We start from the raw sequence: 18,196 nt of genomic DNA, 5'->3' as shown, positions 1-18,196 counted from the left end.
AAATAATAAACAATGAATATTCAGAAAATGAACTATAAATTATTAGCCGTTTCTAAATTTACTGGTAATTCAGGTGTAAATATTGGAGATTATGTTCAAGCACTTGCAGGATCTCAATTTATACCTCAAATAGATGGTTTTATAGATAGAGACGAAGAACTAAAAGATTATGATGGAGATCCATGTAAAATGATTATGAACGGTTGGTACATGCACAGTCCAGAAAAATGGCCACCTTCTAAACTAATAGACCCTTTATTAATTTCTTTCCATTTGAACAGTGTTGTTAAAGAAGAAATGCTTTCTCCTGTAAGCATAGATTTTTTTAAAAGTCATCAACCAATAGGGTGTCGTGATTTTAATACCATGGAGATGTTAAATAGTAAAGGCGTAGAGGCTTATTTTTCTGGTTGTCTTACTTTAACTCTTGGAGAAAAATACCGTTCATCAAAGAGGGGAAACAAATCATACATAGTAGATCCTCATATCAATGTAGAGATGAGTTGGGATAACAAGATCAAAGCTATTTCTACGATTATACAAAATCCTCTGGACATATTGACGCTTTATCGTAATAAGCAACTTTCACTACATAATGGGAGGAACTTAATATTAAGAGCCTTAAAAACAGCCCTTTACTTTAAAGAGTACTCAAGAATATTCAGCCGAAAGGTTGTTATGGAGTCCATATATGTAAATCAAGAAAATGATTTTTACAAGACACATTTTAAGACTGATTTAGATCGCCTTAACGAAGCGGAACGCCTTGTTAAGCAGTATGCTGAAGCTTCCTTAGTTATAACGTCACGTATACATTGTGCTCTTCCAAGTCTTGGAATGGAGACACCAGTTATTTATTTAGAAAAAGGTCAAGATACTGAAGAGAGTAAGTGTAGGTTAGATGGGATAAAGAGTTTGTTTAATGTGGTAAAAGTGGATAAAGGAGTATTGGTTCCACAATTTGAAACTACATTACCAATTACGGCTTCTAATATTCCTCCTAATAAAAATACTTGGAGAGAACTTGCAAAGAATCTTAAGCATAGTTGTCAGGAGTTTGTCAGTAATTATAAAAGTTAAGAGTATAATATGAGAACTTTATGGGTTTCCTTGGTAAAGTTTCCTCCATTGTGTACTTACCTTGGTGAAGAAGTACCTGCACATTGTGGTTGGTTGTATTCTTCAGCGAAGGCTCTATTAAAAAATATGCCAGGCCTACAGTTGGGCGTGATAGTGTATTCCTACGGTAGCAAATTTGAGGAATATCATATTGATGGTATCACTTACTATTTGGTGCCATCTAAAAACATGTCAAAAATAGATAAGCAACAGTGGGTTGGTTGTAAAGAAGCACTGAGCCTTTTTCAACCAGACTTGATTCATATACATGGAACCGAACACTCACTTGCTAAAGCGGTATGTATGGCAAACGAGGCTAAAGTGAAAACATTGGCAAACATTCAAGGATTAGCAGGTCCGTATACTCGCTATGCAGAAGGTGGACTTTCATTTTGGGATAAACTTGCCAATATTACCCCTCTTGATTTTTATAGAAACACTTTTCTTTTAAATACAAAGCGAAATTTTAGACATCGTGCAGCATGTGAAAACTATGTTATTACACAAATTACTGATATAGTCGGGCGTACTCAGTGGGATCATGATCATGTGATGACAATCAACCCAAAACTCAATTACCATTTTATGAATGAAACGCTTAGGGATTCCTTTTACGAGGAACCTATCTGGAGGCTTGAACACTGTAAGAAACATACTGTATTTGTAAGCAATAGTGGTGCCCCCTTAAAAGGAGCTCATCAGGTCTTAAAGGCATTGGCTATCGTCATAAGGTCTTATCCTGAAACTGAAGTTAACTTTTGTGGTTTTAGTGTTTTGAATTCAGATTTTAAAAGTTTACTTCGCTTTCAGGGTTATAACCTTTACCTTCGCAAATTAGTAAAGAAACTTGGATTGGAAAAGAATGTCAATTTTCTAGGAAATTTGACAGAATCTGAAATGAAACAAGCATTCTTAGATGCGAATGTTTATGTGATGCCCTCTGCCATTGAAAATTCACCTAACAGTCTTTGTGAAGCTCAGATTCTTGGTGTGCCAACGGTAGCATCTTATTGTGGAGGCACCCCAGCTTTGATTGAAGAAGGTAAAACAGGGTATATGTACCGCTACGAGGAAATAGAAATGCTGTCACAAACCATTATGCGTTTATATGAGCAGAAAGACTTCGCTGAATTGTCGTCCAATGAAAGACAAGCCGCACTTGCTCGTCATGATAGAGAGGCAAATGCCAACCGTCTTGTTGAAATATATAGAAATATTGTAATTTAATAAACTGATGTTCAAAGCTATAATACCATATTTAAAACTCAGGTACTTTCTATATTTCTTTGCATTGGTAGCAGGTTGGCCATGTGTTTTTTATTTAATGGGCTGGCTACCGTTTTATAAAACAAATTATATTTTACTCTTTGTACTGACAGGTGTAGTTACATTATCCAAATTTACTTTTCGATTTGTACCGAAGATAATAACATTTATTATTTTACTTCAAATATTAGTATGGACCTTTTATTCTTTGTTTCATATAGATTCATCCTATCTTACTAGAGTTTTTCTGCTAATAATTACATTTAGTATTTTAGGCTTACAATTAAATTATAAAAATAAATTTGAATTTATTAACGTTTATAATTACTGGTTAGCCTTCCAAGCTATTGCTGGTTCTATAGGTTTTATACTTGTTATATTTGGCTTGTTAAAGCCTATATCAGTATTTATCGAGATGGATGGTCGAACAGGATATTTTTTTGGTTTGTTTACCACGAATGCAGCTTTTGAAGGTTTTAGTCGTAATGCTGGATTTTATGATGAACCAGGGGCATTGGCATTTTGGGGTGTTTTTGCCTTGCTTCTCAATAAGTTATTTATCAATAATAAAAAAATAGAATTTCTTTTGCTCTTTGGTTTGATTTCTACGCTTTCTATGGCTTTTTTTATACAAGTTACTATATACCTCTTTTTGTTTTATAAAAAACAACGGAAGAAAATTCTCTTACCATTAATTCTTTTTATTCTTGTGCTAAAAGGTTTAGCTTCATTTAATGAGGGATTAGATAGTGCGATTTTTGGACGTTTTACAGTAAATGAAGAAACAGGAACCTTTGCTGGCGATAATAGATCTGAACTAATGGAAAGATGTTGGAGGATTTTCAAAACCTCTCCAGTCACAGGCGTAGGCGCTACCAATTTGGCTACAGTTGTTTCAGCCAAAGAAGGCTTTGTAGGTGCTAATTTTTTTACAAATTGGGCATCTGATGGTATTATCGGAGTTGTAGTAACATATATGCCCCTTTTATTGCTATTGATAATTGGACAACGCAAACGCCAATACAAATATGCTGTTCTAATTATATTTTTAGGATATTTGCAGCGCCCCTATACAGACACTCAATTGTTATATCCACTTACATTATATACCTTACTGTTATTTGCATATTTAGATGTAAATAACAGTATCTACCAACCAATTAGAAAATAAGTATAGAAATCAATAACAAACAAATGGAAAGTAATCGACTTAAATGATTGGATGTTTCCAAAGGAATAGGTATTCTATTAATGGTATTAGGACATACATCAATACCATCTGCTTTGTCTAAATTCATCTGGGCTTTTCACATGCCCTTATTTTTCATTGCATCAGGTTGGACTACAAACTGGCAAAAGACAGATTTTATAACCTTTACTAAAAGAAAATTACGAACACTATTACTCCCCTTTTTTGGTATTCATTAGTTGTGTTATTGATAGATGTACCTAAAGGATGGGTTGATTTCAACCTTTGGATTCGTAATGGATGGGGTGCTTACGCTAAATGGTTTATTCCTGTACTTTTTCTTGCGTCTCTTTTTGCAAAACTAATTAATAATATAAAAAACAGATATCTTTTATTTGGTTGTGCCTTTATGTTTGCAACAATTAGTGGTGTTTTAAGTTTCTATAAAATTCAGTTTACATCGACAATGTCTTCTACACCATTCGCTACATTCATAATTGTAATGGGTGCTGAGTTGAAACGACTCAACTCTGTAATAGCAGATTCAAAACTTTTGGCTTATGTTGATTTTATTCTTTGTAACTGCAGGTATTTCATACTTTTGGAGGCTGGATTTATGCTTTAATTCTGTTTTACCCCTAGTACCCTTGATAATAGGAGCGTTAAGTGGTACATTCATAATTTTTATGGTGTCATCGAGGATTGACAAACATCTTAAATATATGTCTGTTATGTTTCAAAAAGTAGGAATAGAAACTTACCTGATTGTTGCTTTCTCACAGATAATAATTATGTTGCTTAATGAGTATTTCTCATTAAACACAATTATCAAATATACTGTTCTCTAACTGACTCTTATTGTGTTAATAATATACTAAATATAGAATAAATAAAATGGCTAAAATAAAAATATTATAATGCGTATATTACAAACTTTTTTACTGCCAGATGAATTAGTAGCTAAATACAAATTGTCTTTTGCTGCTGCAAATTTCTCTCGAAATCTAAAAAGTGGTGGCGGTTTTGATAAGTTGTATTCCTTAATGCCTTTGACTGTAAAAGATGAATTGCCACGGCTAACAGATGATGCTTATGAAGTTGTTTATTCAAATTGGAGAAAGAAGGGAAGCATCTTGTCAAGATTTGCTATTTTTCAGGAGCAGTGGTATATTTTCAAGCAAATAAAAAAGAAGGATTCTTTATGGCTTTACAATCTAAACATTATAAATGCCCTCTTGTTTGTTTTGATCAAGTTGTTCAAAACATCAGTAAAATTGAATATCATTGTTTTAGACTTTACTCCTGCAAATAATTGGAGGAAGCAAAATTATTGGTACTTAAAGTTGATAAATAAAGCAGATGGATTAATTTGTTTAGCCGATTCTCCTTTGTTTAGAGTTAAGAATAGTGCTTTACTTCCTGGGGTTGTTCCTCCCACAAGTGAAGAAAATCCTAAGATAGACAATCCCAATAAAGAATTTTTACTTTCTGGTGTTATCTCACCTGTAATTGCGTCAACTCCTATGGTGTTAGAGGCGTTTTCTGAGTTGCCAGATTGTGTTTTGCATATTACTGGTAATGTACTTGAGGGTGAAGAACTGATCAAGGAGTATGCAGCAAAGTTTCCAAATATCAATTATCATGGTTCAGTATCTTTTAAATGTTACTTGAACATCATGCATAATGTGACATACCAATTAAGTACACGTGATGAAAGCTACCCTGAAAATCAGTGTAATTTTCCTTCCAAAATTATTGAAACATTACTTCATAATAGAATTGTGATTTCAACAATAGCATACAAACAACTAGATGGAATTAAATACTTCAAAGTAGATTCAAGTTCAGAACTATTTAAAAAACAAATTGAAAACATTTGTAATTTACCAACTGAAGAGCAACTCCAATATGCCAATCAAACTGAAGATGTACAAGAAATGTTTAGTACAAAAGTTTGGAATAAGATTATGGCAGATATTGAAAATAACAATTAATGAAACTTGTATTTTATTCATTAGTGCTTAATCACCATCAGGCTTGTCTAGCCGATGAATTCTATAAAATATTAGGGGATGATTATATCTTTGTGGAAACTGCAAAATGTATTGAAAAAAAAGGTTCTACAGAAGATTATTCCCAACGACCCTATCTAATAAGTTCTTGGAAATCGAAACAAGAGTACGAAAAAGCTATGTTTTTAGCATTAAATGCTGAGGTTTGTGTTTTCGGTGGTCATGAAGCTTTGCCATTCGAGAAAGTTCGAATGAAGAAGGGGTTGTTATCTTTTGATATGGGCGAGCGTATGCTTAAACGTGGATGGTTAAATCTTTTATCTCCCAGAATATTAAAGATGGTGTTAGCTTATCATTTTGGCGGTTGGAGTAAGAAACCTTTATATAAGCTTTGCTGTAGTGCTTTTGCTGCTAGTGATCAATATAAATTAAAAATGTTTGAGGGTAAATGCTATAAATGGGGTTATTTCACCGAAGTAAATGAGCTTGAAGATGAGACACATAACTTTATGAGGCTTGATGAACCATTCTATCTCATGTGGTGCTCACGTTTCATTGACTGGAAGCATCCAGAAATGGCAGTGGAATTGGCAAAGAGATTACAAGTTGATGGCTATAACTTTAAACTTAACATGTACGGTACAGGTGTGATGAAATCTACTACAATGAAGCTGATAAAAGATTTTGGGCTTGCTGACAGTGTACACTTAAAAGGTGTTGTGCCAAACGAGCAGATTCAACAAGCAATGTCTAGACATGATATTTTCTTATTTACTTCTGATAAAAAAGAAGGTTGGGGTGCAGTCGCTAACGAGGCTATGAGTAATAAATGTTGTCTTGTTGGTTCAGATGAAATTGGTGCAGTTCCTTATTTGGTTAAGGAAGGCTTTAATGGAATGGTGTTCAAAAGTAAATCAACAGATGCACTATACCAACAGGTAAAGTATCTTTTAGACCATCCTGCCGAGCGTATAATGATGGCAGAACAAGGTTATCTGGATATGGTTAACCTATGGAACCCAAAAAATGCTGCAGAATGTTTGCTTACATTAATAAAAGATATTCAAAATGATCAAGAAACTTCTATTCATGTAGGACCTTGTTCAAAAGCATAAAAAATGAAAATACTACAAACAATACCTTATATGTTAGCTTCGCAAGGGGGGCATCTACTTGCTCTCATGTTCTTTTAGAAGCTTTAAGTGGTCTAAGTTGTATATTGGTAATTATTGGCAAACTCAATGAGTCCATTGAGCAAGGCTTCAAAAAATACAATATACACTAAGAAAACCATTTTCAAATATCAGATGCTGCTATCAAAGAGCAATACCAATTGTGTGATATGATGTGCTTTTACTCCCTCAATGAAGGCTTTGGCTTACCTATTTTAGAAGCTCAAAGCATTGGTCGCCCTGTATTAACTTCCAATATAAGCTCTATGTTAGAAGTTGCAGGTAATGGTGCACTATTGATTGATCCTTATGATGTATCATCTATAAAAAAGAGCCTAGAAACAATCATAAAAAAGATGGAATAAGAAAAAAACTGATTGAAAATGGTTTAATTAACGTTCAATGCTTTCAAGCTAAAGCCTATGAACGTCTATATCAAAACATACTGACTAAAAAATGAGTCCAAAGATTTTAATTATATATCCATATTTTTCCCCTGCTCAAAAAGCAGGAGGTATCGTAAGTTCCCTCAATAACTTAGTAGCAAACTTAAATAATACTGAGTTATATATATATACTTCAGCCTATGACTTAGACGGAAGTTTATTAGAAGTTGAAAATAACATATGGCAAAGCTATAATAAGTATACCAAGGTGTATTATTCAAATAATGAGGATAAGCAAAAAATCGTCACTTTAGTTAAAGATATTCAACCAACAACCATATATATCAATGGCATTTACGGATATAAGTTTTTCCTTAACCCCTTACTCCAATTAAATAACTATAGGTCAAAAATAATCATTGCCCCAAGAGGAATGTTACACGCTGGTGCACTTCAGGTAAAAACTACAAAAAAGCGTATATATTTATGGATTATAAAAGGGTTAAGATTGTTAAAAAATCTCAAATGGCACGCTACTGATCTACAGGAACAAAAGGATATAACCCAATATTTCCCCTCAGCTCGTTGTGCTCTAATCAAAGACACACCAAATACAAAACCCAACTATCTAAAAAAAAACAAATACAAGGATAGTCAGGGAAATTTACGCTTGGTTTTCCTTTCATTAATTACAGAAAAGAAGAACCTTTTATTTCTCTTAAACATACTACTTAAAAATAAAACATTACCTATAACTCTAGATATAATAGGTCCTATAAAAGATCACTTTTATTGGGAAAAATGCCAAGCACGAATACAACAAGATAATAGAATACAATACAAAGGGGAAGTAGCTCCTTCAGAAGTCTCTAAAGCTTTTAATAACTACGACTATTTTGTCTTTCCCACATTGGGAGAGAATTTTGGTCATGTAATTTTTGAGTCACTAATAGCAGGTACTCCAGTCATTACCTCTCCTCATTCCCCATGGGATCAGTTAAAGGAGTTTAATGTTGGAAACAATATTGAGCTTAATGAAGATAAATGGTTTCATGTCATTGAAACACTTTGTACTGAACATGAAAGTGATTACATAGAAAAAAGTAATGGATGTTCCGTGTTTAGTCAAAAATATTTAGACACTAATAACCCAATTGATGAATATTACAAACTATTTCAATAATTCATATTAATCAATTTGGAGTTTAGATTTTATCAAGGTTTATTAAATTAAATATATGAATAAAGTAGAAATAAAACACTTCCAAAATACAAACTTCAACCGAGGTAAAAATATATTTACCGAAGTACTTTGGTACTTTTGTAATTTATTATTCTTAAAAAATCCATACAATCCTATTTCATTCTCAAAAGTATTTGTTTTACGCTTATTCGGAGCTAAAATTGGATCGAGAGTACTTATTAAACCCTCTGTCAATATCAAATTTCCTTGGAAATTAACCATAGGTAATGATGTTTGGATAGGTGAAAATGTTTGGATAGACAACCTAGATCAAGTAAAAATAGAAGACAATGTATGTATTTCACAAGGTGCACTTTTATTGTGTGGTAACCATGACTATACAAGAATCACTTTTGATCTAATTACAGGACCTATTACTCTTAAAGCCGGAAGTTGGGTAGGTGCTAAAAGTGTTGTTTGCCCCAATGTAATTTTAGAAAGTCATAGTATTTTAGCTGTACAATCAGTAGCAACAAAAAATCTAGAAAAATATTCCATATATCAGGGAAATCCTGCTGTAAAAATTAGAAAAAGACATATAAAATGAAAATCTCAATAATAACTGCTTCTTATAATAACAAAAAAACTTTACAACAAACTATCTCCTCTGTTTTAGCTCAAGATTACAATAATATTGAATATATCATTGTTGATGGTGGATCGCTAGATGGTACAGTTCAGATGGTACAGTCTTATGGAAAATATATTCATCAATTTATATCTGAACCGGACAATGGTATTTATGATGCTTTAAACAAAGGAGTAAAAATGGCAACAGGGGATGTTGTCGGTTTTATGCATTCTGATGATTTCTTTGCTTCAAACACAATTATTTCTGAAATAGTAAAAACTTTTCAAAAGAATAATGTTGATGCAGTTTATGGAGATTTACATTATGTTTCAGAAAAAGATCCTAACAAAATAGTTAGAAACTGGGTAAGTAGCTCTTTTTCTGAAGATAAATTAAAAAGAGGTTGGATGCCCCCCCATCCCACTTTATACATAAAAAATGATTGTTATAAGAAGTTTGGCTTATATAATACAAAATTACGTATTGCTGCTGATTATGAATTGATTTTGCGTTACTTTGGTAAAAACCGTATTACATCAGCGTATCTTCCAAAAACAATAGTAAAAATGCGAATGGGTGGAGCAAGTAACAATGGTTTAAAAGCCATTAAAAAGAAGATGAAAGAAGATTATTGGGCATTAAAAGAAAATAATATTGGAGGTTTTTATACCTTAGCAATTAAAAATTTATCTAAACTTACACAATTTTTAAAATAACTTTTTAAATATAAATGAAAAAGGCTTTAATAACAGGTATCACTGGTCAAGATGGTGCATACTTAACTGAACTATTACTTGAAAAAGGTTATGAAGTTCATGGTATAAAACGTCGTTCTTCACTTTTCAATACAGATAGAATTGATCACTTGTACCAAGACCCACATGAAACAAATGTAAGATTAAAACTTCATTATGGAGACCTCACAGATTCTATGAACCTTACTAGAATCATTCAAGAGGTTCAACCAGATGAGATTTACAATCTTGGTGCAATGTCTCATGTAAGAGTAAGTTTTGATACTCCTGAATATGTAGGTAATGTAGACGGATTAGGTACACTTAGAATTCTTGAAGCAGTTAGATTATTAGGTTTAACTGAAAAAACTAGAATCTACCAAGCTTCAACTTCTGAGTTATACGGATTAGTACAAGAAGTACCTCAAAAGGAAACAACTCCTTTTTATCCACGTTCTCCATATGCTGTTGCTAAACTATACGGTTATTGGATTACAGTAAACTACCGTGAAGCCTACAATATGTACGCATGTAATGGTATTTTATTTAATCATGAATCTCCAATTCGTGGAGAAACTTTTGTTACTCGTAAAATAACAAGAGCGGTATCAAAAATTGCTTTAGGATTACAAGACACATTATATCTTGGTAACCTTAACTCAAAAAGAGATTGGGGACATGCTAAGGATTATGTTAAAGCAATGTGGTTAATCCTTCAACAAGATAAAGCAGAAGATTTTGTTATTGCCACTGGAGTAACTACTACAATTCGTGATTTTGTAAAAATGTCATTTGCAGAAGTGGGTATTGAGTTAGATTTTGAAGGTGAAGGTGTTGATGAAATTGCAAAAATTAAATCTTGTAGCAACCCAGAATATCAAGTAGAAATTGGTCAGGTAGTCTTAAAAGTAGACCCTCAATACTTCCGTCCTACAGAAGTTGATTTATTAATTGGTGACCCTACTAAATCAAAAGAAAAGTTAGGTTGGGAATTGGAATATGATCTAGATGGTTTGGTGAAAGACATGATGCAGTCTGATCTTAAGTTGTTTAAAAAAGACAAGTATTTAAAAGATGGTGGGCATGATGTGTTGAATCAATATGAATGATAGGTAGTAGCAGGTAGCAGGTAGCAGGTAGCAGGTAGCAGGTAGCAAATTTAACTCTAGAATTCTATACAACAATACCTACGACTACATATCTAGAGAGGCGGTCTTGACCCCTCGATACACGGACTATTAGTTTGTAGATAGTAATTATGAGTTAGGAGTTGAAGGCTATTATACTCTCATTCCATCTCCGTCTTCAACGAGTCGGCCTTGGCCACTCGGTACACAGACCACCTTACACAGACTGAATACATAAACTATTTCATTATTTAGTAACACTTTAATGTTGCTAAAACTATTATTACTAGCCCATGATTTCAGTCATGGGCATTATTGATATAGAATGCAAAAAACATCAAAAATATATGTAGCTGGGCACCGTGGCATGGTAGGCTCAGCCATTGTAAGAAAATTAGAGAAAGAAGGGTATAGTAATATTATTACTAGAACTTCTAAAGAATTAGATCTTACCAGTCAAGTAGCCGTTACTCAATTCTTTGAAGAAGAAAAACCAGAATATGTTTTTCTTGCAGCAGCCAAGGTAGGTGGTATCTTAGCGAATAACATTTACAGAGGACAGTTCTTGTATGAAAACTTGATGATTCAAAACAATGTAATTCATCAGAGTTATGTACAAGGTGTCAAGAAATTAATGTTCTTGGGTTCTTCATGTATCTATCCTAAAATGGCTCCTCAACCTTTAAAAGAGGAGTATTTATTGACAGATACCTTAGAGCCAACCAATGAGCCTTATGCGATTGCTAAGATCTCAGGTATTAAAATGTGTGAGGCATATCGTGATCAATATGGATGTAATTTCATATCTGCAATGCCTACGAATTTATACGGGTATAACGACAACTATCATCCAAAGAACTCGCATGTACTCCCTGCCCTTTTAAGAAAATTTCATGAAGCTAAAGTGAATAATCTCCCAACAGTTGAAGTTTGGGGTTCAGGGTCTCCCCTACGTGAATTTATGTTTGTAGATGATTTGGCTGAGGCTTGTTATTACCTTATGCAAAATTATGATGAAAAGCAGTTTGTAAATGTGGGTACTGGAGTAGATTTAAGCATTAAAGAATTAGCCGAAACCATTAAAGATGTAGTTGGCTTTGAAGGTAAATTAGTTTGGGATAGTTCGAAACCTGATGGTACTCCAAGAAAACTAATGGATGTATCTAATCTTCATGAAGCAGGATGGAAACATCAAGTGGATTTGAGAGAAGGGATTGAGTTGACGTATGCAGATTTTAAGGAGCATTATTCAGAGCTTGCAGAACGTTAAAGATTAATAATAGTTTTATTTAATTTCTACTATTTAATCTAATTAATTAAGTAATTATTAATATAAACTTAAAACAAAAGCCTAGGATTTAAGTCTTAGGCTTTTTGTTTATAAACATTTATCCTAATTTTTAGGTTATCTTAAAATTATTTTCAATTTTTGTTGAGATTTTAAAAATCCAATGAATTAATTAACACTTTATTCTTTAAATACCCGTTACTATAAAATTATTTCAACTGTCGTATGTTAAGAATAGCACTAACGTTTCTGACCTCTTTAAGTATTGCATTGATCGCTGTTCCTGAAGTTAGAAAGGTAATTATTAAGAATAATGTATTTGATCTCCCTGGTGGACGTAAAGTACATACAGACCTCATCCCGAGTATGGGTGGTGTGGGTATTTTCCTAGCTTTTTTCCTTTCGACCTGTTTATGGTTACCAAAAGAAGGAATGTACGATCTCAACTTCCTATTTTTTGGGTTGATGCTTGTCTTCTTTATGGGAGTAAGAGACGACATGTTGGCCATGAGTCCAAGAAATAAGTTAATTATCCAATTAATGGCAGCCTCTACGGTTGTTGTATTTGGAGACATTCACATTGAATCTTTATATACATTATACCCTGATATTCAACTCCCCATTGGTATTAGTTATACCTTAAGTGTATTTGTCATTATTGCACTTACCAATGCTTTCAATTTAATTGATGGTATTAATGGCTTATCAGGTGTAATTGCTGCACTCATAACTTTTATTTTAGGAGTTTGGTTCTTCCTTGTAGGAGAACAAATGTACTCCATCATGATGATCGCCATGGCAGGTGGTTGCATTGGTTTTCTCTATTACAATTGGGGAAAAGCAAGTATCTTCATGGGAGATACAGGAGCATTAGTTTTAGGGTTCTTTATATCAAGTTCATTAATACTATTTGTGAATGTAGATCACCACTTACCAAGTGATCACGCTTACAAAATCACTGCTCCAATAAGTTGTGCTATTGCATTATTTATTTACCCGTTCATAGATACATTACGAATCTTCACTATTCGTATATTGAATGGTAGATCTCCATTTAGTCCAGATAAAAAACATATACACCATATATTAATAAGAACAGGTATCACTCATGCTTTAGCAAGTACTTTCATTCTTATTTTCAATGTCGTTTTTATAACATCTGTATTTATTACTAGTTTCTTTATGAACGACTTGATGCTCCTCACGTGTATTTTCACTTCATTATACTTCGTTCCTCTCATCTTAAAACTGCGTGTCAACTACTTTAGACACCATAAGGAAGGGAAGTTGTTGAAGTTGAAGGCAAAGAAACAGAGGATGACGAAGAGTGAGTTTGTGGTGGAGAGGAAAGCTTAGGGGCGAAGTTAACGCTCGTTTTTTAAGTAATAGGTAATAGGTAATAAGTAATAGGGAAGCTTAGAGAGGTGGCCTTGGCCCCTCGATACACAGACTATTAGTGAGGAGACAGGAACTAGGAGTTAGGAGTTTCAGGCTTTGACAAAACCGTTACATCTCCGTCTTCAACGAGTCGGCCTTGGCTACTCGCTACGGACCGGATACACGGACCACCTACACAGACTGATTACTTTATATGATTCGGTTAAGACAAAAAACAAAGAAATAAAAAAAGGCAACCATCAGGTTGCCTTTTCTATTTATGAGAAATATAGAGTTGGATATATTCTTTATTATTACAACGCCTGCTTATTCAATGACATCATTGTATAGTGGTCTAATGAATAAGACGCTACGTGATAGTAAGGCCCTTTTCTAGCTGCTTGTAGCGACTGTTTACACTTTAGTGGATCTTGCATACCGTAGATATGTCCCATTAATAATGAGGCTTTTACAAACTCTTGTGGAGTGATGTTGGTATCGCTCAACAATTCTAATCCAGTGTTGATCGCTTCTTCTCTTTTGTTTAGTTTGAAAAGAGCTACTGTTTTGAAGAATAAAAGGCTACGAGTTCTTTTGAAGTTGGCTAGTGCCTTGTTAGAGTATTCTAAAGCTTCTTCATATTTCTTTGAGCAAATTAAGATATCGATAAATTCGTTATAGGCGTGAAGGTAGATTTTATCGTTTCCTTGATAATCTTTCAGGCCTAATTCGAAATAATGAATCCCTTTGTGGTGGTTCTCTTGTTTGACGATGATATCTGCTAGAAGGATGTTGGCTTTGATGTAGGTTTTATCCACCTTCATCGCTATATGTAATAGATCTTTTGATCTTTCAAACTCGTAGATGTCTTCGTATGCTTTTGCTACAGAGAAATAGTAATCTGGCTTTAACTTGGCCACCAATGATTGATACGGTCCCATGTTCGCCTCCTCTAAAATAGGCATTGCTCTATCGTAATCTTCCAATAAGTAGAACGCCAATCCTTTTTCGTATTTGTACTTTGCCAACTGTTGTGGTTTCGCATAGCTTGGATACATTCCTAGGATCTTATCAATCGTTAAGATGGCTTCCTGATTTTTTCCAATTTTGTTGGCAATTTTAGCATCAAGGAATAAAATATCTATGTCGTTTGGTGATAACTCTATACCTGCTTTAGTGTAGATACGGGCATCATCATACATTTCTTTATCGAAAAAGAATTTGGTGGTCTCTAGACATAATTTGATCTTTTTGATAGGATCTTTCTCATGTTCTAACCACATGGATTTCACTTTCTTGTAATTATCGAAATCCTTTTGGTTTTCGTAAATACTCGAAAGACCAAGGTAAGCTGGGATATAGTTGTTATCTAACTCCAAAGCTCTATTCCAATCCTTTATCGCATTGGCACTATCCTTTGTTAAAAGATAACACACTCCTTTCCAATAACGCACTTTCGCAGTGGAATCGGCAATAGAAATGGCTTGGGAATATTCTAAAATAGCACGGTCATAATCCTTTGCTGCTCTAAATTTTTCAGCATTCTTAAAAAATAAGTCGACCGCATTCCTTTCTTGTGCAACAGCAAGTGAACACAAAAATGTGAAGAGTAATAGAAGAAGTTTACGCATAGGTAAGTAGATCTTAGAGTTTGTCATGTTTGCTAATGGAACCGATACACGATTCCGCACCCAAGACAAATTTAGTAGTTATTATCGTTTATTTAAACTTGTTGATGTTCATTTACGTCTAATCGTTCCATTTAGTGACATAAATCTTCTTAAAGTACAATTTATTCTTCTTATCTAACTCGTTTTTGTGCAATTTATGCTCTCTTTCAAAGGAAATCTGAATTTTATCTAGTCCTTTAGTGAGTGCAATGAGTTGTTTACTATCTCCCTGAATATCATTAATAGCAATAATTTTATCTCCTTCTGTAATTCCCGATTTTATATTTTCAACATCGGTAACTTTCCCATTTTGATCTATTTTAATTCCAAATTTGGTTTGAAGATCATTCTGCTTGTTATAATGTACATCTGATTTAAATCCTAAAACTGACAAGGCCTTTTTCACTTGATTTTCTAATGATTTCGTCCCATAAATCACCTCTTCAAAATATTGCGTCAAATCCTCACCATATACTTCTTCTGCTACTTTTTGATAATCACTTGAAGTATATCCTTTGCCCTTCTTCCCAAAACGCGTCCACATCAAACGCATCACATCATCTAAAGATTTCTCCCCAGCAAATTTCTTTTTGATTTTTGCATCTAAGATTAAGGCCGCAATTGCCCCTTTCACATAAATCGATGTTTTACGTTGAGGAATACCCTTTTCATACCCATCTAACCATAACTCCAAAGATGAATCAGCCACCGACAATTGATGTCGACCTAAATTCTCAAAGTGACGGGTCAATAATGTGTTTAACTCTTTGATGTATTGTTGGGTATCAAAAGCTTTTGAGCGGAATAATATCTCATCTCCGAAGTAAGTCGTCACCCCTTCTGCTACATAACCTGTATCAAAATACGCTTCTTCAAACAGATTATAAGGCATCATTTCTATAGGACGAATCTGTTTGATATTCCACACATGAAACAGTTCATGACAGCTTACACCAAGTAGATTATTATAAAACACTTCAGAATGAAAATCTACAGCAGGTCCTAAAGTAATTACAGTATTCTTATGGTGTTCTACCCCATGATAATGTTTAAAATCGGGTACTAAAATCAGATAATGAAACTCATCGTGAGGGAAATCTCCAAAAATATCTAATTGCACTCGGGTAAATTTCTTAAAGTCATCCACCAATTTAGTCCAATCAGGCTGTACTTTACCGTGAATCCAAATATGGAAATTCACTTTATCCATCTCAAACTTTTTATAATGCATATGTCGCCCTAACATCAAAGGCGATTCTGTCCAATCCTCAAAGTTTTCGAAATGATACTTCCCTCCTTTCTTCTTCGCATTGGTAGCCACCTCAAAATCCTTAGGATACTTGATCTTCAACTGAATTTCTTCCTCCTCTAATCCTTCAGGCAATACACCACACCCAATACCATTGATCAACCAAAAATCATCGCTCACCCAAGTACCTCCAGCATCTTTGTGTTGAGCATAATACTCAAAAGTCACGGTCAGATTATCCCCCTTCTCGGCACCAACCACCTTCCAAAGGTTTCTACCCACAGTCATCACCCTCAATTCCTCTTTCCTCCTAAATGCTTTCATCCCACGAATATTCTTCGCAAAATTCTGCACCTGATACCTTCCTGGGCGCCATAGAGGTAACTTTAATAAGTTGGAGGTTTTTACGGTGTAGGAAACTTTTATGTTTAGGAAATGGAGGTTTTGGGAGATGGAGTAGTTCATGGTTGTGGAGAATTTTTGGAATTAAAAATGAAAAGTTAAAAATGAAAAACGTGAAATGTTAGGTAGTTTTTGTAGTATGTATGCGTAGGGACGTTGCAGTGCAACGTCCGTACAAAACGAGCACGTACTATTTAACTAACTACGTTTTTCATTTTTCATTCTTAACTTTTAATTATTATGAAAAGCTGTCTATTTGAAATATAAACTAGAGGACGTTGCAGTGCAACGTCCGTACTAAAAATGAACACGCACCATTTAACTAACTACGTTTTTCATTTTTAACTTTTAACTTTTCATTTTTTACTTTAGCAAAACCGCTGCTTCTTTCGCAAAGTACGTCAAAATCGCCGACGCTCCTGCACGCTTAAACGAAAGCAACATTTCCATCATGGCTTTATCGTTTTCTAGCCAGCCGTTTTGAGCGGCTGCTTTAAGCATAGCGTATTCGCCAGAAACGTTGTAGGCTGTGATTGGAATATCGAAGTTTTCTGATAATGTTTTGATGATGTCTAAGTAAGGTAATCCTGGCTTGACCATCAAGAAGTCTGCTCCTTCTACGAAATCTAATTCTGCTTCGACAAGGCATTCTTTTACGTTAGCAGGATCCATTTGGTAGGTCTTTTTATCTCCAAATTTAGGTGCTGAATCTAGAGCGTCTCTAAATGGACCGTAGAATGCTGAAGCGTATTTAGCAGAGTAAGACATGATAGATACATTGGTGTAACCGGCATCGTCTAGTACTTCTCTGATGTAGCCAATACGACCGTCCATCATATCGGATGGTCCAATGATGTCTGCTCCTGCTTCTGCTTGTGCTAAAGCCATTTTACCTAGCACTTCTAATGTTTCGTCGTTAAGGATTTCTCCATTACGTACGATACCATCATGACCATCTGAACTGTATGGGTCCATGGCAACATCGGTCATTAGAATAGCTTCAGGGTATTTTGCTTTAATAGTGCGTAGTGCTACTTGATATAATCCTTCAGGATTATGGCCTTCTGTGGCTGTGCTGTCTTTTTTGTCCTCGCTTACACTTGGGAATAGGCAAAATGTTTTGATACCAAGATCAAGACACTCTCCGATTTCTTCTACCAACAAGTCTACAGTATATCTATAGATGCCTGGCATAGATGCAATTTCTTCTTTTTTATTTTCGCCTTCAATCATGAAAAGAGGGAAGATAAAATCATTTACGGTCACTTGGTTTTCCTGTACCATGGCACGGATAACCGCCGATTTTCTATTTCTACGTGGTCTTCTAGTCAGCATAAAATATATTTATTGTTTCGGTCGAAGTTATTGTTTCAATATCTAAAATTCAAGAG

Annotated in this window: 18 protein-coding genes; 14 read left to right on the top strand and 4 right to left on the bottom strand. The window is 34.2% G+C overall.

The window, feature by feature from the left end; all coding sequences use genetic code 11:
- The first annotated feature begins 12 nt into the window (after positions 1 to 12).
- Genes MY04_RS02500 through MY04_RS02490 form a run of 3 tightly spaced genes read left to right on the top strand, consistent with a single transcriptional unit; the run spans position 13 to position 3,556 of the window.
- Positions 13 to 1,080, top strand: coding sequence for a polysaccharide pyruvyl transferase family protein (locus tag MY04_RS02500; protein ID WP_084005736.1), 1,068 nt, complete (start codon positions 13 to 15; stop codon positions 1,078 to 1,080).
- Between the two features lie 9 nt (positions 1,081 to 1,089).
- Positions 1,090 to 2,346: a glycosyltransferase family 4 protein gene (locus MY04_RS02495; protein ID WP_066205837.1), complete on the top strand. Its 1,257-nt coding sequence runs from the start codon at positions 1,090 to 1,092 to the stop codon at positions 2,344 to 2,346.
- A gap of 7 nt (positions 2,347 to 2,353) precedes the next feature.
- On the top strand, positions 2,354 to 3,556 hold the full coding sequence (locus tag MY04_RS02490; protein ID WP_066205833.1) for an O-antigen ligase family protein: 1,203 nt from the start codon (positions 2,354 to 2,356) through the stop codon (positions 3,554 to 3,556).
- Here the strand turns inward: MY04_RS02490 and MY04_RS28150 are convergent.
- The gene (locus tag MY04_RS28150) at positions 3,546 to 3,683 is read right to left on the bottom strand and encodes a hypothetical protein (RefSeq protein WP_236941092.1); all 138 of its coding nucleotides are present in this window, start codon (positions 3,681 to 3,683) and stop codon (positions 3,546 to 3,548) included. The two genes, MY04_RS02490 and MY04_RS28150, sit on opposite strands and share 11 nt — an antisense overlap.
- Between MY04_RS28150 and MY04_RS28315 the strand changes: the two genes are divergently transcribed.
- The 11 genes from MY04_RS28315 (at position 3,637) to MY04_RS02435 (ending at position 13,463) form a co-directional block, all read left to right on the top strand.
- Positions 3,637 to 3,813, top strand: a complete 177-nt coding sequence (locus MY04_RS28315) for an acyltransferase family protein (protein WP_442899786.1) — start codon at positions 3,637 to 3,639, stop codon at positions 3,811 to 3,813. The two genes, MY04_RS28150 and MY04_RS28315, sit on opposite strands and share 47 nt — an antisense overlap.
- A 2-nt stretch (positions 3,814 to 3,815) precedes the next feature.
- Positions 3,816 to 4,199 carry a hypothetical protein gene (locus MY04_RS02480; RefSeq protein ID WP_066205822.1) on the top strand — a complete coding sequence of 128 codons (384 nt, stop codon included), beginning with the start codon at positions 3,816 to 3,818 and terminating at the stop codon, positions 4,197 to 4,199.
- A gap of 292 nt (positions 4,200 to 4,491) precedes the next feature.
- Positions 4,492 to 5,568, top strand: a complete 1,077-nt coding sequence (locus MY04_RS02475) for a hypothetical protein (RefSeq protein WP_066205819.1) — start codon at positions 4,492 to 4,494, stop codon at positions 5,566 to 5,568.
- A complete protein-coding gene (locus MY04_RS02470; RefSeq protein ID WP_066205817.1) occupies positions 5,568 to 6,701 on the top strand; it encodes a glycosyltransferase family 4 protein in 1,134 nt (377 codons plus the stop codon). The genes MY04_RS02475 and MY04_RS02470 overlap by 1 nt, the downstream gene beginning before the upstream one ends.
- Before the next feature lie 227 nt (positions 6,702 to 6,928).
- On the top strand, positions 6,929 to 7,123 hold the full coding sequence (locus MY04_RS02465; RefSeq protein WP_084005735.1) for a glycosyltransferase: 195 nt from the start codon (positions 6,929 to 6,931) through the stop codon (positions 7,121 to 7,123).
- A 91-nt stretch (positions 7,124 to 7,214) separates the two neighbouring features.
- Positions 7,215 to 8,327, top strand: a complete 1,113-nt coding sequence (locus MY04_RS02460) for a glycosyltransferase (protein ID WP_066205813.1) — start codon at positions 7,215 to 7,217, stop codon at positions 8,325 to 8,327.
- A gap of 55 nt (positions 8,328 to 8,382) precedes the next feature.
- Entirely contained in the window at positions 8,383 to 8,934 is a 552-nt protein-coding gene (locus MY04_RS02455; RefSeq protein ID WP_066205810.1) for a WcaF family extracellular polysaccharide biosynthesis acetyltransferase, read from the top strand.
- Complete coding sequence (locus tag MY04_RS02450) at positions 8,931 to 9,674, top strand: glycosyltransferase family 2 protein (protein WP_066205807.1); 744 nt, start codon at positions 8,931 to 8,933, stop codon at positions 9,672 to 9,674. Before MY04_RS02455 ends, MY04_RS02450 begins: the two co-directional genes overlap by 4 nt.
- Positions 9,675 to 9,688: 14 nt before the next feature.
- Positions 9,689 to 10,801 carry a GDP-mannose 4,6-dehydratase gene (gene gmd / locus MY04_RS02445; protein ID WP_066205804.1) on the top strand — a complete coding sequence of 371 codons (1,113 nt, stop codon included), beginning with the start codon at positions 9,689 to 9,691 and terminating at the stop codon, positions 10,799 to 10,801.
- Between the two features lie 343 nt (positions 10,802 to 11,144).
- A complete protein-coding gene (gene fcl / locus MY04_RS02440; RefSeq protein ID WP_066205802.1) occupies positions 11,145 to 12,089 on the top strand; it encodes a GDP-L-fucose synthase in 945 nt (314 codons plus the stop codon).
- A 243-nt stretch (positions 12,090 to 12,332) separates the two neighbouring features.
- Positions 12,333 to 13,463 carry a glycosyltransferase family 4 protein gene (locus tag MY04_RS02435; protein ID WP_066205799.1) on the top strand — a complete coding sequence of 377 codons (1,131 nt, stop codon included), beginning with the start codon at positions 12,333 to 12,335 and terminating at the stop codon, positions 13,461 to 13,463.
- 335 nt (positions 13,464 to 13,798) lie between these two features.
- Here MY04_RS02435 and MY04_RS02430 read toward each other — a convergent pair whose 3' ends face one another.
- The 3 genes from MY04_RS02430 to hemB form a co-directional block, all read right to left on the bottom strand.
- Complete coding sequence (locus MY04_RS02430; protein ID WP_066205798.1) at positions 13,799 to 15,142, bottom strand: tetratricopeptide repeat protein; 1,344 nt, start codon at positions 15,140 to 15,142, stop codon at positions 13,799 to 13,801.
- A gap of 91 nt (positions 15,143 to 15,233) precedes the next feature.
- Positions 15,234 to 16,868, bottom strand: a complete 1,635-nt coding sequence (locus MY04_RS02425; RefSeq protein ID WP_084005734.1) for a M61 family metallopeptidase — start codon at positions 16,866 to 16,868, stop codon at positions 15,234 to 15,236.
- A 300-nt stretch (positions 16,869 to 17,168) separates the two neighbouring features.
- The gene (hemB, locus tag MY04_RS02420) at positions 17,169 to 18,140 is read right to left on the bottom strand and encodes a porphobilinogen synthase (RefSeq protein ID WP_066205790.1); all 972 of its coding nucleotides are present in this window, start codon (positions 18,138 to 18,140) and stop codon (positions 17,169 to 17,171) included.
- Positions 18,141 to 18,196: the final 56 nt, after the last annotated feature.

Origin of the sequence: Flammeovirga sp. MY04 (genome assembly GCF_001682195.2) — a bacterium.
In the GTDB taxonomy this organism is placed as follows: domain Bacteria; phylum Bacteroidota; class Bacteroidia; order Cytophagales; family Flammeovirgaceae; genus Flammeovirga; species Flammeovirga yaeyamensis.
Note: the sequence above shows the minus strand (reverse complement) of the source record. Positions and strands in the feature narration are given on the sequence as shown.

Bases quoted from the DNA above. Each gene is read 5' to 3' on its own strand.
- MY04_RS02500 (WP_084005736.1), top strand. From the start codon at position 13: ATGAATATTCAGAAAATGAACTATAAATTATTAGCCGTTTCTAAATTT.
- MY04_RS02495 (WP_066205837.1), top strand. From the start codon at position 1,090: ATGAGAACTTTATGGGTTTCCTTGGTAAAGTTTCCTCCATTGTGTACT.
- MY04_RS02490 (WP_066205833.1), top strand. From the start codon at position 2,354: ATGTTCAAAGCTATAATACCATATTTAAAACTCAGGTACTTTCTATAT.
- MY04_RS28315 (WP_442899786.1), top strand. From the start codon at position 3,637: ATGGTATTAGGACATACATCAATACCATCTGCTTTGTCTAAATTCATC.
- MY04_RS28150 (WP_236941092.1), bottom strand. From the start codon at position 3,683: ATGAATTTAGACAAAGCAGATGGTATTGATGTATGTCCTAATACCATT.
- MY04_RS02475 (WP_066205819.1), top strand. From the start codon at position 4,492: ATGCGTATATTACAAACTTTTTTACTGCCAGATGAATTAGTAGCTAAA.
- MY04_RS02470 (WP_066205817.1), top strand. From the start codon at position 5,568: ATGAAACTTGTATTTTATTCATTAGTGCTTAATCACCATCAGGCTTGT.
- MY04_RS02465 (WP_084005735.1), top strand. From the start codon at position 6,929: ATGATGTGCTTTTACTCCCTCAATGAAGGCTTTGGCTTACCTATTTTA.
- MY04_RS02460 (WP_066205813.1), top strand. From the start codon at position 7,215: ATGAGTCCAAAGATTTTAATTATATATCCATATTTTTCCCCTGCTCAA.
- MY04_RS02455 (WP_066205810.1), top strand. From the start codon at position 8,383: ATGAATAAAGTAGAAATAAAACACTTCCAAAATACAAACTTCAACCGA.
- MY04_RS02450 (WP_066205807.1), top strand. From the start codon at position 8,931: ATGAAAATCTCAATAATAACTGCTTCTTATAATAACAAAAAAACTTTA.
- gmd (WP_066205804.1), top strand. From the start codon at position 9,689: ATGAAAAAGGCTTTAATAACAGGTATCACTGGTCAAGATGGTGCATAC.
- fcl (WP_066205802.1), top strand. From the start codon at position 11,145: ATGCAAAAAACATCAAAAATATATGTAGCTGGGCACCGTGGCATGGTA.
- MY04_RS02435 (WP_066205799.1), top strand. From the start codon at position 12,333: ATGTTAAGAATAGCACTAACGTTTCTGACCTCTTTAAGTATTGCATTG.
- MY04_RS02430 (WP_066205798.1), bottom strand. From the start codon at position 15,142: ATGACAAACTCTAAGATCTACTTACCTATGCGTAAACTTCTTCTATTA.
- MY04_RS02425 (WP_084005734.1), bottom strand. From the start codon at position 16,868: ATGAACTACTCCATCTCCCAAAACCTCCATTTCCTAAACATAAAAGTT.
- hemB (WP_066205790.1), bottom strand. From the start codon at position 18,140: ATGCTGACTAGAAGACCACGTAGAAATAGAAAATCGGCGGTTATCCGT.